This is a genomic window from Corynebacterium doosanense CAU 212 = DSM 45436 (assembly GCF_000767055.1).
GTDB lineage: Bacteria > Actinomycetota > Actinomycetes > Mycobacteriales > Mycobacteriaceae > Corynebacterium > Corynebacterium doosanense.
Map to the genome: position 1 here is coordinate 809,789 of NZ_CP006764.1, position 13,020 is coordinate 822,808.

Genomic DNA, 13,020 nt, shown 5'->3' on the forward strand with positions numbered 1-13,020 from the left:
ACTAACTCCACCCAACGGGCGAGATTTCTGCCGATTTTCGAGACTTTGGGTGGAGTTAGTAACCGGGGACTGCGTCGGAGCGCCAGAGAGCTTAGGGTCAAGGACATGTCGGGGGACGTATTCACCAGAGCTCAGCTGAAGGCCAAGAAGTGGACACCGCGAGAGATTCAGCTGGCGGTAGCGGGCGGTGAACTGTTTCGACCATTTCGGGGCGTGTACACCACCTCACAGCCGGAAGGAACGACTCTGCTGCGGGCCGTGCTGGTGGCATTTCCCCGCGCGGTCTTTACCGGTGCGACCGCGGCGCAGCTGTACATGGGTAAGAAGGTCACCGGACCAGCAGAGATAGTCCTTCCACACGAAGCGACCGCCCCGAAAGACAGCCCACTGCTGCGGATGCGGCGAAGCAGGGGCATCGTGCGCACGGAGATTGCCGGGTTTCCCGTGACCACGTACCTGCAGGCAGCCGCGGATGCCGGGTTGCCGCTGGGACGGGAGCTTCTGGAGAGGAAGTATCAGGGAAAGAACGGCGAAGCCGACCTGGAAAGGGATTTGTCGGAGAGGGCGTCGATAAGCACTGCCCTGCGGCTGGTGCTTTCGGAGGCCGCGGTAGGGGCGGATAGCGAGCTCGAGCGCACGCTGTTTCGTGTGCTGCGTGGCAAGGGGTTCGAGGTTCGTCAGAATGTCATCATCAATGGATACCGGTTTGACGGCCTGGTCAATGGGCGAATCGTCATCGAGGTGGACAGCTACGCGTACCACCATGCGGAGGTCGCGTTTGGGAAGAATGAGACGGCCGAGACATTTATCAGGGATCGGTGGAAAGCAAATATCGCGCAGCGGCTGGGATACATTGTGCTGAGATACACGGACGACGACATCGAATATCACCTGAGCGTCGTTGTCGCGCAGATCGAAGACACCGTCAGGAGCTGCCCGTCACGGAAGCGTCGCGGAGTGAATCAGCTCCTGGGATCCGAGCAGCAGATGGTCTGGACCTGGCACTTCGGGATCACCCGTTTTCAGGACTCCCGCTGATCACAACTCCACCCAACGGCGACAATTTCGACCAAAATTCGCGCGATTGGGTGGAGTTAGAACCGAAACTACCGGTGCGCCCGGAACCACCGGATGAGCTCGTCGGTTGAGGAGTCCCCGATATCCGGCTCCACTTCGCCGGCGACGGCGGGGGCGAGGTCATTGGCCTGCTGCTTGCCCAGCTCCACGCCCCACTGGTCGAAGGAGTTGATCCCCCAGATCACGCCCTGGACGAAGGTGATGTGCTCGTAGAGGGCGATGAGCGCGCCCAGCACGGCGGGGGTGAGCTCCTCGGCGAGGATGGTCGTGGAGGGGCGGTTGCCCGGCATGACCTTGTGCGCGACCAGGTCCTCGGGAACCCCCTCTGCGGCCAGCTCGGACGCGTTCTTGCCGAACGCGAGGACCTTGGTCTGGGCGAACATGTTGCCCATGAGCAGGTCGTGCATGGAGCCCGAGCCGGAGGCGGTGGGCAGGTCCTGCTTGGGGTGGGCGAAGCCGATGAAGTCGGCGGGAACGAGCTTCGTTCCCTGGTGGATCAGCTGGTAGAAGGCGTGCTGGCCGTTGGTGCCGGGCTCACCCCAGTAGATTTCGCCGGTCTGGTGGTCGACGGAGGAGCCGTCGATACGCACGGACTTGCCGTTGGATTCCATGGTCAGCTGTTGCAGGTACGCGGGGAAACGTCCAAGGTCCTCGGAGTAGGGGAGCACGGCGTGGGTCTCGGCGCCGTGGAAGTTGGTGTACCAGATGCCCAGCAGTGCCATGAGCACGGGAATGTTCTCGTGGGCGGGCGCGGTGCGGAAGTGTTCGTCCATCTGGTGGAAGCCGTCGAGGAAGCGCAGGAAGTCCTGGGGTCCGATGATGGCCATGAGCGACAGGCCGATGGCGGAGTCGACCGAGTAACGCCCGCCAACCCATTCCCAGAAGCCGAACATGTTGCTGGTGTCGATGCCGAACTCCGCGACCTTCTCCGCGTTGGTGGACACGGCGACAAAATGCTTGGCGACGGCCGCCTCATCGCCGTCAAACTTTTCCAGCAGCCAGCGCTTCGCCGCGTGGGCGTTGGAGAGGGTTTCCTGGGTGGTGAAGGTCTTGGAGGCGACGACGAACAGGGTGGAGTGCGGGTCGCAGTTCTCCAGCACTGCCGAGATGTCGGCGGGGTCGACGTTGGAGACGAACTCGCCGGTGATGCCGGCGGTGGCGTAGGGGCGCAGGGCGCGGGCGGCCATGGCGGGTCCGAGGTCGGAGCCGCCGATGCCGATGTTGACGATCTTCTTGATGGTGTGGCCCGAGTGGCCCAGCCACTTGCCGGAGCGCAGTGCGGAGGCGAAGTCGCGCATGCGCCCGAGCACCTCGTGCACGTCGGCGGCGACGTCCTGGCCGTCGACCTCGAGGTCCTCGGTGGCGGGCAGACGCAGGGCGGTGTGCAGGACGGCGCGGTCCTCGGTGGAGTTGATGTGGCGGCCGGTGAACATCGCCTCGGTGTGGCCGGCGAGGTTGGCGTCATCGGCGAGGTCGACGAGCGCGTCGATGACGGCGCCGTCGACGAGGTTCTTGGACAGATCGACGTGCAGGCCGGCGGCGTCGAAGGTGTAGGTGTCGGCGCGGCTGGCGTCGTCGGCGAAGAGTCCGCGCAGGTCGAGATCCTTCTTGGATTCGAAGAGCTTATGGAGGTTCTGCCAGGAGGGGGTGCTGGTGATGTCGGCCATGGGGTGGAAACTCCTCGTCGATAAGCGTGGGAAGAATACCTCCAAGCCTAGCCACCGAAGCGTCCTACAGTGGGGGATATGACTGATCTCCCCGCACTCATCCACTCCATACCCAAGGGCCTGTTCATCGACGGCGATTTCGTCGACGCGACCAACGGCGACACCTTCGACGTCATCAACCCGTCCGACGGCTCCGTGCTCGCGAAGGTGGCCAGCGCGTCCGAGGCGGACGCCCGCCGGGCGCTCGACTCCATCTGCGCCGCGCAGGACGAGTGGGCCGCCACGCCCGCCCGCGAACGCTCCGAGATCCTGCGCCGCACCTTCCAGTACCTCACCGATCATGTCGACGAGCTGACGCTCCTGCAGTCCGCCGAGCTCGGCCGCGCACTTCCGGACTCCAAGGCCGAGGTCACCTACGGCGCCGAGTTCTTCCGCTGGTTCGCCGAGGAGGCCGTGCGGGTGCGCGGCGACTACCGCCACGCCCCCTCGGGCGCGGGCCGCATCATCGTGCACGAGCAGCCCGTCGGCCCCTCGCTGGCGATCACCCCGTGGAACTTCCCGCTGGCGATGGGCGCGCGCAAAATCGCACCCGCGCTGGCGGCAGGCTGCACGATGATCATCAAGCCCGCCTCGAAGACCCCGCTGACCATGCTGTTCCTGGCGAAGGCACTGAAGGAGTCCGGGCTTCCCGACGGCGTGCTCGCCGTGGTCCCCACCGGGAAATCCGCCAATGTCTCGGCGCTTCTCGACGATCCCCGCCTGCGCAAACTCACCTTCACCGGGTCGACTGAGGTGGGCCAGAAGCTCGCCGCCGAGGCGTCGAAGCACTCCATGAAGACCTCCCTGGAGCTCGGCGGCAACGCCCCCTACGTCGTCTGCGCGGACGCCGACCTGGACAAGGCCGTCAAGGCCGTCGCCGTGGCGAAGATGCGCGGTGCCGGTCAGGTGTGCATCGCCGCCAACCGTTTCCTCGTGCATTCCTCGATCAAGGACGAGTTCATCAGACGTGCCACCGAGGTCATGCGCGACTTCACCCTCGGCCCCGGCACCGACCCGGGCTCGGACTACGGCCCGCTCTCCGGCGAGGACCAGCTGGAGAAGGTCACCGAGCTGGTCGACGACGCCCTCGCCCACGGTGCCACCCGCCACCTCGGCGATTCCCTGCCCTCCGGGCTCAACGAGAACGGCTACTACTTCCCGGCCACCGTGCTGTCGGACTTCGACGCGGACGCCAAGTTGGCCTCCGAGGAGATCTTCGGCCCCGTCCTGGCGGTGCAGACCTTCGACACCGACGAGGAGGCGCTGAAGATGGCCAACAGCACCCCGTTCGGCCTGGCCGCCTACCTCTTCTCCGAGAACCTGGAACACGCCCTGAAGCTGGCCGAGGGGATCGAGGCCGGCATGGTCGCCGTGAACAAGGGCGCGCTGTCCGACCCGGCCGCACCCTTCGGCGGCGTGAAGGAGTCCGGTCTCGGCCGCGAGGGCGGATTCGAGGGCATCCACGAGTACCTCGAGCCCAAGTTCATTTCCCTGCCTATCTAGCCTGTCTATCTAAGGAGCATCATGAGCATCGTCAAGATCAACGCCATCTCCGTCCCCGAGGGCGCCGGGGGCATCCTCGAGGAGCGCTTCGCGCACCGCAAGCACGCGGTGGACAACTCGCCCGGCTTCGAGGGTTTCCAGCTGCTGCGCCCGGTCAAGGGTGAGGACCGCTACTTCGTGGTCACCCGCTGGGCCGACGAGGAGTCCTACGAGGCCTGGCGCGACGGCCGCGGCAAGGCCGCCCATGACGGGGCCGAGGACCGCAAGCCCGTGGCCAGCGGCGCCGAGCTGCTGGAGTTCGAGGTCGTGCTGGACTCGTTCGAGCAGGACTAGTTCCGCTAGCCCAGCCGTCCGCGCCCGAGCCGCAGAAGGATGGAGGCCAGGCCGGGTCCTTCGTCGCCAAGCTCATCCCGGAACTGGTTGATGATGGCCACCTCGCGGTTGTGCACCAGGCGCGTGCCGCCGGAGCCCATGCGGGTCCGGCCGACCGCCCGGGAGATCTCCGAACGTTTCTTCACCGCGTCGAGGATCACCCGGTCGAGACGGTTGATCTCCTCGCGGTACTTCTGAATCTCGGCATCGGAAAGCGGGTCGTCCGTTCCGGACGGCATGCGGATCTCCACGTCTTCGCTCATGGGGGTCATTCTTGCAGAAGAACCCGCGTTCGAACAGCATGCGGCGTCGGTGTCCGGGGCAGGTAGTAGGTTGGTCAGAGCTATGACAAACCCAGCAGACTCCCTCATCTCCGGCCTCAACGAGCAGCAGGCGGCGGCCGTCGAGCACACCGGATCGCCCCTGCTCATCGTCGCGGGCGCGGGCTCCGGCAAGACGGCGGTGCTCACGCGCCGCATCGCCCACCTCATCGACCAGCGAGGGGTCGCGCCCTGGCAGATCCTCGCCATCACCTTCACCAACAAGGCCGCCGCCGAGATGCGTGAGCGGGTGGCCGGACTCGTCGGCCCGGTGGCCGAGCGCATGTGGGTGTCCACGTTCCACTCGGTGTGTGTGCGCATTCTGCGCCAGCAGGCGCAGCTGGTGCCCGGGTTGAACACCAACTTCACCATCTACGACTCGGATGACTCGCGCCGGCTGCTCACCATGATCGGCAAGGACATGAACCTCGATCTGAAGAAATTCACCTCCCGGTCCCTGGCGAGCGGCATCTCCAACCACAAGAACGAGCTGGTGGGCCCTGCCGAGGCGCAGCAGCTGGCGGACCAGACGAAGAACCCCTACGAGGTGACCGTCGCCGCAGTCTACGAGCAGTACCAGCGGCGCCTGCGCGCCGCGAACGCCCTGGACTTCGACGACCTCATCGGTGAGGTGGTGCGCATCTTCTCCGAGCACCCGCAGGTGACGGAGTACTACCGTCGCCGCTTCCGCCACGTGCTCATCGACGAGTACCAGGACACCAACCACGCGCAGTACCAGCTGGTGCGCACGCTGGTGGGGGAGGGGCCGGACGCGCCCGAGCTGTGCGTCGTGGGCGACTCTGATCAGTCCATCTACGCCTTCCGCGGCGCGACCATCCGCAACATCCAGGAGTTCGAGCGCGACTACCCGCAGGCCCGCACGATCCTGCTGGAGCAGAACTACCGCTCCACCCAGACGGTGCTCGACGCGGCCAACGCCGTGATCTCGCACAACGAAGGCCGGCGGAAGAAGAATCTCTGGACCGACCACGGCCCCGGCGAGCGCATCGTCGGCTACGTCGCGGACAACGAGCACGACGAGGCGCGTTTCATCGCCAGCGAGATCGATCAGCTCGTCGACCAGTGCCGCAGCTACAACGACATCGCCATCATGTACCGCACCAACTCCGCCTCGCGCGCGCTGGAGGACATCTTCATCCGCTCGGGCATCTCCTACAAGGTCGTCGGCGGCACGCGCTTCTACGAGCGCAAGGAGATCCGTGATCTCATCGCCTACCTGCGCATCCTGGACAATCCCGACGACACCGTGAGCCTGCGCCGCATCATCAACGTCCCGCGCCGCGCGATCGGCGACAAGGCTCAGGGCGCCATCGCCCTGCACGCGGAGAACCTCGGGGTCAGCTTCGGAAAGGCGCTTCTCGACGCCGCGGACGGCCACATCTCCATGCTGGGCACCCGCGCGCGCAACGCTGTCGACGGGTTCAACGAGATGATGGCCGGCATCCGCGGCCGGATCGATGAGATGCGCAGCGACGTCACCGGCATGCCGGACCTGGGTCTGCTCATCAACGACATCCTCGATGTCACCGGTTACCGCGCCGAGCTGGAGAACTCCAACGATCCGCAGGACGGCGCGCGCCTGGACAACCTCAACGAGCTTGTGTCCGTGGCCCGGGAATTCTCCTCCGAGGCGGCCAACCAGGTCGCCTACGCCGAGATGAACGGCGGCGAGCTCGAGCTGGGGGAGGGGGAGGCGCGGCCGGGCTCGCTGCAGGCGTTCCTCGAGCGCGTCTCGTTGGTGGCCGATGCCGACCAGATTCCCGACAACGACCAGGGTGTGGTCACACTCATGACCCTGCACACGGCGAAGGGTCTGGAGTTTCCCGTCGTGTTTGTCACCGGCTGGGAGGACGGGCAGTTCCCGCACCTGCGGGCGCTGGGCGATCCCAAGGAGCTGGCGGAGGAACGTCGGCTGGCGTACGTGGGCATCACCCGCGCCCGCGAGCAGCTCTATCTCACCCGCGCGATGATGCGCTCGTCCTGGGGTTCTCCCGTGACCAACCCGGCCAGCCGTTTCCTCGCGGACATCCCCGAGGAGCTGGTGGACTGGCGTCGGGAGGAGCCCGAGCAGACCTACTCCCCGGCGTGGACCCCGCAGCGTTCCTACGACGACCAGCCGCGCCGCCGGCCCGCGCAGCCGATGAAACGCACGACGATGCCCACGGCCGGTGCCTCCTCCGGCCCGACGTTGAAGCTGTCCACCGGTGACCGGGTCAACCACCAGAAGTACGGCCTGGGCAAGGTGACCGCAATGTCGTCGATGGCGGGCAAGGACTTCGCCACCATCGACTTCGGCAGTGCCGGAACCGTGCGGCTCATGGTCATGGCCGGCGTGCCCATGGAGAAACTATGAAGACCCGGTGACATCGGCGCCTTCCTCGTTGCGTCGATGTCACCCGGTCCGGGCGGGGAGGGAAAGTCTGGCTACACCCTCGCGCTGTTGACGTTGATCTGCTGGGTGGCGAACCACGTCACGGGGTTCACGGGGGTGCGGCCGTCCGGGAGGATCTCGAAGTGCAGGTGAGGCCCGGTGGACTGTCCCTCGTTGCCGATCACGGCGATCTGGTCGCCGGCCCTGACCTTCTGGCCCACGCTGACGTTCCACTTGGACATGTGGCCGTAGATCGACTTGGAGCCGTCGCCATGCTGGAGCACGACCCAGTTGCCGTACCCGGTGGCCGGGCCCGCGTTGACGACGGTGCCGTCCATGACCGCGCGGATCGGGGTGCCCAGGGAGTTGGCGATGTCGATGCCCTCGTGGACCGCGCCGTTGCGGGCGCCGAAGCCGGAGGAGAAGGTTCCCTTGGTGGGGAAGTAGACGGTGCGCCCGTCCACGGTCTCGCCGACGTCGGAGGGGCGCTCGTTGGCGATGTCGATGGCGTCGATCTCGTCCTCCAGGCCGGTTTCCTCCGTGCCGATGTCCTCGATGCCCTCCGTGGTCGGGTCGATGACGGTTTCGGCGTTGGGGTCCGTGGTGGCGGCTAGCCCGGAGTCGAGGCTGGAGCCGTCGACCTCGACGGCCTGGGCGATGCTGTAGAGGCTGGCGACGAAGTCGGGGTCGCTGGCATCACCCGAGGAGCCCTGCGCCATTTCCAGGGCAGCGCCGACAGCATTGAGATCAATGGTGACGTCCGTGGCGGAGGCGGATTCGGGGGAGGTGGCGGCGCCGATGCCGACGACGGTGGCCGCGGTGGCCGCGGTGGCGACGAGGCCACCCTTGATGCGTCGGGAAGTCCGGTGGGTGCTCATAAAAGTCTCTCTGGTCTTCGGGTCTTCGGGGCCTGCGGGGAACAGATGGCCAAGTCGATTGGCGGGGACGTGATGCAGACCCGGACGAACTTACCCAGGCTTTCGAATGAGATCAACATGTAAAACATGCTGTGAGCAGCATGAATAGGTTAACCGTATTCGAAAATGCCAGGTCATAGGTCGAAAACTAGAGTGACGAGTGTGATTCCTGAGAATATTGTTACGGCGGCGTGGCGCGTGAATAGTGGGACATTTGGGGGTAGTGGGATCACGCGCGGTCGGGAAGTCGTTCCCGGTCCAGTCCCCGCGGGGCGAGCAGGAAACCGATTCCGGTGCTGGCCAACGGCGCGATGATCAGTACCGCCGCCGTCAGATACCAGACCGGGACGAACGCCGACCGTGCCCCGGGGTCGGAGAGCACGAATTCCGCGGCGTGCCCCGCCACCACTCCCAGCAGGCCACCGAGGACGGTGATGGCACCGCCGTAGAAGGCGAAGTACCTGCCGGTGAGACCGGGGGGAGCGCCGACGGCGTCGAGAAGCGTCTTCTGCCTACGTGCGGGTCCCCGGGAGAGGGTGAGGACGAGGGTGGCCAGCAGGATCAGGGCGGCAGTGGTCCCGGCTGTCTGGAGGAGCAGGTCGAGGCGGCTGTCCGAGCCCCGGAGTGACTGCACCGAGCCGACGGCGGACAGTTCCTCGAGCTCGCGCGCCTGCTGCTCGGTGATCTGGTGGTTGGCGGTGCCCACCAGACCGAGCTGGTCGGTGTGCACACCCAGCCGCTCCATCACTGCGCGCGTGGGCAGCAGCGACTGCTGCGGGCCGGGCAGCACCGAGGCGACGGGCAGGGTGAGCGACTCGCCCAGGTTCTCCTCGGTCCCGTCGTCGTCGTAGGAGGTGATGCGGAAGTCGGCGGAGTCCATCTCGAGCCGGGAGGAGACGAGCACCTGTTCCGAGTCGGCCAGCGCGGGGTCGACCCTCATCGCGCGCAGCACGTCCGGGGTGGCGATGACGGTGGAGCCGGTGAAGTTGCCTTCGAACAGGGTGGAGGACTGGCCGCTGAACAGGCAGTGCTGGTCGCTGCACCCCCCAGGCAGATCGATGTCGCTGAAGCTGAGGTAGCGGTACGTGTCCGGGCCCGAGGTGATTCCCTCGACCGTTCCCCAGCGGACGGGGCCGAGGATGTCCTCGATCTCCGTCCTGATCCGTTTCTCATCGAGGACGGATCCGGACTCCAGCTGGGCGGTGTTCACGGTGAAGGTGCCGTCCGCGTAGGACTCGGCATAGATATCCCTGGTGTGGCGGTCCTGCGTCTCTCCCATACTGACCAGGAACGTCATCCCCGAGGCGACCAGCGCGATGGCCGCGACGGCCGGGACGGAGCGCAGGGACTGCCGGCGCAGATCACGCAGCGCAAGCACGACGGAGAGGGGACCGGTGAAGCGGCCAGCCAGAAAAACGACCGCCGGCGCGCTGAGCACCACTCCCAGGAATCCGCAGAGCTGGGCGCACGCCATGAGCAGTTCGAAGACGGGCCAGAGCTGCTCGGGGAGCAGGAGGGCTACGGCGCAGGACGTCAGGGCCACGGTCAAAAGTACCGGGCCGAGGAACATCCACCGCCGCCAGGACATCATCCGGTCATTCGTCGCTCCCTGCAGCCCCTGGGTGATGCTGGTGCGGGAGACGATCCAGGCGGGGAGCCAGGCGGCCACGGTGGCGGCCGCGACGCCCGCGACCCACAGCAGGGGCAGGTGCCACCAGGCGACGGTCACGGGCCAGCCGGGATAGTTCAGTCGCCAGTGGAACCAGGCCGTCACCATCCCACCCGCGACCCCGAGGCTCGAGCCGATGAGGCCGGCGATGAGGCCGTATGTCAGCACCGAGGCGAAGAGCTGGCGTGGGGTGGCTCCCTGGGAGGCCATGAGTGCGAAGTTGCGGGTCTGCCGGGACACCGAGGTGGTGAAGGCGGGCGCGAGGAGGGTGAGCAGGATGACGGCACCCGCGAGCATGCTGATGACGGACGAGGCGACTGCGAGAACGAGATAGATGTCGGGGCCCATGGCGTCCCACCTGCCGGAGTAGGAGAAGCCGGCGTCCTCGAGGCGGCGGATCTGCTCGTCATCCAGGGTGGTCGGGCCGGCGATACTCCACCAGGTGTCCGCGTCGTCGGAGGGTGTCAGCTGCCCCGGGGCGACGAGCGGGTAGTACCCGGGGGTCGGCTCGGCATAGGTGAAGGTCGTGGCTTCGGAGGCGAGGGTGTCGCCTCGCTCCACCTCCAGCAGGTCGCGCTCGCCCCGGGGTAGGAGCACGTCGTTGCCGGAGACACGGGTGGACTCCCCGGCGGTGAAGTCCTGCCCGTCCAGGCGGATGACCCCCTGCGCCAGCTTGACGGCGGTGAATCCGTCCGGGAGCAGCGGGGTGAGGGCCGGCGGTTCGCCCTGCCCCGTCCACCTGACCTGGTGGGAGCTGTGCAGCTCCTTGTTGGGGACGTCGGCCGACTGGGTGGTCACCAGAAAGTGGGCCAGCAACCACACCGGGATGGTGATGAGCAGAACCGCCGCCAGGATGCGCCCGGGGTGGCGGCGCACGTCCCGTCGTGTCGGCCTGGAGGCGGCGATCAAGGTGCTCATGACAGCCTCCCGTCGCGCATCATGACCGTGCGGTCGGCCCAGCCGGCAAAGCGCGGCTCATGGGTGACCAGCAGCCCGGCCGCGCCCGCGTCCACACGCTGGCGCAGCACGCCCAGGACAGCCTCGCCTGTCGACGTGTCCAGCGCACCCGTCGGCTCGTCCGCAAGGATGATCGACCGCGGTCCGATGAGTGCCCGGGCGATGGCGACACGCTGCGCCTGACCGCCGGAGATCTCGTCGGGGAACCGCGCGGCCATGCCTTCCAGGCCCACGTCGGCGAGGGCCTGCTCGATCGCTTCGTCATCGCGCCGGCCGTCGAGCTCGAGGGGTAGGCCCACGTTCTCGCCGACGGTGAGGGTGGGTACGAGGTTGTAGTTCTGGAAGACGGTGCCGACCCGGCGACGACGAAGCTCCGCCGCGCTGCGGCGGGTGAGCGTGGAGGCGTCGGCGCCGTCGATAAGCACGCGGCCGGAGGTGGGAGCCTGGAGCAGCCCGGCGACGGCGAGCAGCGTGGACTTTCCGGAGCCCGAGGGGCCCATGACGGCGACGAGCTCGCCCGGTTCCAGGGTCAGGGAGACGTTGTCGAGGGCGGTGACGCGCCGGGCTCCGGTGCCGAAGACGCAGGAGACGCCGTCGAGGGTCAGGGGAGCGGGGTGAGAGCTGGTCATGACTTCTCGCTTTCGGTGAGGGCCTCGACGCGGTCGAGCCAGCGGGCCTGGGCTTCCAGGTCGAAGATGCGGCGTTCGACGAGCAGGCGATCGGTGCGCCGGGAGGAGGGCAGGGTGCGGGCGCGGCGGTTGAGTTCCCGGAGGTCGGCCATCACGGCGGCGCGCTGGGTGTCCAGCAGCTCGATCAGATCGACGTCGGCGCGTGCGGCGGCGAAGGTGACCTTGGTGACCAGTTCGTCGCGGCCGGTGACGGCGGCTGCGGTGGCGTTCGACCACCAGGACTCCAGGTCGGCGCGTCCGGCCTCGGTGAGTTGGTATAGCTCGGAGGTGTGCCCGGAGGGGCCGGTCTGCTGCCCGGCGGATTCGGCGAGGCCGTCGCGTTGGAGGCGGGCAAGGGTCTGCGTGACCTGGCCGATGTTCAGCGGCCACACGTGGGCGGTGGCGTCGGCGTAGTCCTGCTGCAGCTGGCTGGCGGAACGGGGCTCGTCGGCCAGGAGCGCCTCGAGCGCGTGTCTTATGGACATGGTCTGTCCTGTCTGCCGGGTTGCATACCCGGTAAGTTACTCGGTAACTATTACCGGCGCAAGGAAATGGCCCCGTCCTCGTCGGGAGGAAGGGGCCGGTTACAACGAAAACTAGACGATTACGACGCCGCGCACGGCGAGCCAGGGGATCGGGTCGATCGCTCCGCCGCCCCCGGGGTGGATCTCAAAGTGCAGGTGGGAGCCGGTGGAGAATCCCTCGCTGCCCATGCCCGCGATGTGCTGGCCGGCGGTGACCCGCTGGCCCACTGCGACGTTCAGGGTGGACATGTGGCCGTAGACGGTGATCGATCCGTCGTCGTGCTGGATGCGGATCCAGTTGCCGTAACCCGAGGCCGGGCCGGAGTCGATGACGGTGCCGTCCATGGCAGCGAGGATCGGCGTGCCGATCGGCGCCGCGAGATCGATGCCCGCGTGCATCGAGCCCCAGCGCATGCCGAAGCCCGAGGTGTAGGCACCTTCGGCGGGTTTGACCACGCCGGGGCCGCGCTGCGAGGCCTCGAAGGCGATGCGCTGCTCGGCCGCGTCCACGGCCTTGTCCAGCTGGTCGGTGAGGCCGGCAACGGGCTTGTACTCGGCGATGGAGAGGATCTGCGGGGCAGCCTGCTCCAGAGCGGCGGTGGCGGTGTCGTCGACGAGCTCGGCGTCGTTGGCCAGGACGATGTCGGCGTTTGCCGACTGAACCTGCGGCTGCTCGGCGGGTGCGGCGATCGAGGCGGCGGCCGCCCCGGTGGCACCGGCGCCGGACACTGCGCCGGCGGCGAGGGTGACGACGGCGATCCTGCTCTTCGCGCCGTGCATCGGCGTGGAGGTAGAGCTCTGGCGATGCTTGCCCGCGGTGCTCCGCTGAGTCATGGTGCGCTTCAAGTCTTTTCCGTTTCGGCCGCGGACGACAACGAACTGTAACTCCGTTGTGACCTTTCTGTGATCAACGAA

11 protein-coding genes are annotated in these 13,020 nt (G+C 67.1%); 4 read left to right on the forward strand and 7 right to left on the reverse strand.

The genetic code is table 11. From position 1 onward, the window contains the following. Positions 1–105 precede the first annotated feature (105 nt). The gene (locus CDOO_RS04035; protein ID WP_018021957.1) at positions 106–1,038 is read left to right on the forward strand and encodes a type IV toxin-antitoxin system AbiEi family antitoxin domain-containing protein; all 933 of its coding nucleotides are present in this window, start codon (positions 106–108) and stop codon (positions 1,036–1,038) included. Positions 1,039–1,106: 68 nt separating this feature from the next. Here the strand turns inward: CDOO_RS04035 and pgi are convergent, their stop codons facing one another. Further along, a complete protein-coding gene (pgi, locus tag CDOO_RS04040; protein WP_018021956.1) occupies positions 1,107–2,744 on the reverse strand; it encodes a glucose-6-phosphate isomerase in 1,638 nt (545 codons plus the stop codon). 78 nt (positions 2,745–2,822) lie between these two features. Between pgi and CDOO_RS04045 the strand changes: the two genes are divergently transcribed. Both CDOO_RS04045 and CDOO_RS04050 read left to right on the forward strand, forming a co-directional pair. Continuing rightward, on the forward strand, positions 2,823–4,286 hold the full coding sequence (locus CDOO_RS04045; protein ID WP_018021955.1) for an NAD-dependent succinate-semialdehyde dehydrogenase: 1,464 nt from the start codon (positions 2,823–2,825) through the stop codon (positions 4,284–4,286). A gap of 21 nt (positions 4,287–4,307) precedes the next feature. Continuing rightward, positions 4,308–4,619 carry an antibiotic biosynthesis monooxygenase family protein gene (locus CDOO_RS04050; RefSeq protein WP_018021954.1) on the forward strand — a complete coding sequence of 104 codons (312 nt, stop codon included), beginning with the start codon at positions 4,308–4,310 and terminating at the stop codon, positions 4,617–4,619. Between the two features lie 5 nt (positions 4,620–4,624). Here CDOO_RS04050 and CDOO_RS04055 read toward each other — a convergent pair whose 3' ends face one another. Further along, complete coding sequence (locus CDOO_RS04055) at positions 4,625–4,921, reverse strand: chorismate mutase (protein ID WP_018021952.1); 297 nt, start codon at positions 4,919–4,921, stop codon at positions 4,625–4,627. An 82-nt stretch (positions 4,922–5,003) separates the two neighbouring features. Here CDOO_RS04055 and pcrA point away from each other — a divergent pair, with 82 nt between their 5' ends. Further along, positions 5,004–7,352, forward strand: a complete 2,349-nt coding sequence (gene pcrA, locus CDOO_RS04060; protein WP_018021951.1) for a DNA helicase PcrA — start codon at positions 5,004–5,006, stop codon at positions 7,350–7,352. A gap of 71 nt (positions 7,353–7,423) precedes the next feature. Here pcrA and CDOO_RS04065 read toward each other — a convergent pair whose 3' ends face one another. The 5 genes from CDOO_RS04065 to CDOO_RS04085 all read right to left on the reverse strand — a co-directional run bounded on the left by CDOO_RS04065 (position 7,424) and on the right by CDOO_RS04085 (position 12,939). Continuing rightward, the gene (locus CDOO_RS04065; protein WP_018021950.1) at positions 7,424–8,248 is read right to left on the reverse strand and encodes a M23 family metallopeptidase; all 825 of its coding nucleotides are present in this window, start codon (positions 8,246–8,248) and stop codon (positions 7,424–7,426) included. 268 nt (positions 8,249–8,516) lie between these two features. Beyond that, positions 8,517–10,874, reverse strand: coding sequence for an FtsX-like permease family protein (locus tag CDOO_RS04070; RefSeq protein ID WP_018021949.1), 2,358 nt, complete (start codon positions 10,872–10,874; stop codon positions 8,517–8,519). Then, on the reverse strand, positions 10,871–11,542 hold the full coding sequence (locus CDOO_RS04075) for an ABC transporter ATP-binding protein (protein WP_018021948.1): 672 nt from the start codon (positions 11,540–11,542) through the stop codon (positions 10,871–10,873). Before CDOO_RS04075 ends, CDOO_RS04070 begins: the two co-directional genes overlap by 4 nt. After that, on the reverse strand, positions 11,539–12,066 hold the full coding sequence (locus CDOO_RS04080; RefSeq protein ID WP_018021947.1) for a PadR family transcriptional regulator: 528 nt from the start codon (positions 12,064–12,066) through the stop codon (positions 11,539–11,541). The genes CDOO_RS04075 and CDOO_RS04080 overlap by 4 nt, the downstream gene beginning before the upstream one ends. Before the next feature lie 111 nt (positions 12,067–12,177). Continuing rightward, a complete protein-coding gene (locus CDOO_RS04085; protein WP_038573282.1) occupies positions 12,178–12,939 on the reverse strand; it encodes a M23 family metallopeptidase in 762 nt (253 codons plus the stop codon). Between the last annotated feature and the right edge of the window lie 81 nt (positions 12,940–13,020).

What these genes read in the sequence shown, in the direction of transcription:
- CDOO_RS04035 (WP_018021957.1), top strand. Translation starts at nt 106, where the DNA reads ATGTCGGGGGACGTATTCACCAGAGCTCAGCTGAAGGCCAAGAAGTGG.
- pgi (WP_018021956.1), bottom strand. Translation starts at nt 2,744, where the DNA reads ATGGCCGACATCACCAGCACCCCCTCCTGGCAGAACCTCCATAAGCTC.
- CDOO_RS04045 (WP_018021955.1), top strand. Translation starts at nt 2,823, where the DNA reads ATGACTGATCTCCCCGCACTCATCCACTCCATACCCAAGGGCCTGTTC.
- CDOO_RS04050 (WP_018021954.1), top strand. Translation starts at nt 4,308, where the DNA reads ATGAGCATCGTCAAGATCAACGCCATCTCCGTCCCCGAGGGCGCCGGG.
- CDOO_RS04055 (WP_018021952.1), bottom strand. Translation starts at nt 4,921, where the DNA reads ATGAGCGAAGACGTGGAGATCCGCATGCCGTCCGGAACGGACGACCCG.
- pcrA (WP_018021951.1), top strand. Translation starts at nt 5,004, where the DNA reads ATGACAAACCCAGCAGACTCCCTCATCTCCGGCCTCAACGAGCAGCAG.
- CDOO_RS04065 (WP_018021950.1), bottom strand. Translation starts at nt 8,248, where the DNA reads ATGAGCACCCACCGGACTTCCCGACGCATCAAGGGTGGCCTCGTCGCC.
- CDOO_RS04070 (WP_018021949.1), bottom strand. Translation starts at nt 10,874, where the DNA reads ATGAGCACCTTGATCGCCGCCTCCAGGCCGACACGACGGGACGTGCGC.
- CDOO_RS04075 (WP_018021948.1), bottom strand. Translation starts at nt 11,542, where the DNA reads ATGACCAGCTCTCACCCCGCTCCCCTGACCCTCGACGGCGTCTCCTGC.
- CDOO_RS04080 (WP_018021947.1), bottom strand. Translation starts at nt 12,066, where the DNA reads ATGTCCATAAGACACGCGCTCGAGGCGCTCCTGGCCGACGAGCCCCGT.
- CDOO_RS04085 (WP_038573282.1), bottom strand. Translation starts at nt 12,939, where the DNA reads ATGACTCAGCGGAGCACCGCGGGCAAGCATCGCCAGAGCTCTACCTCC.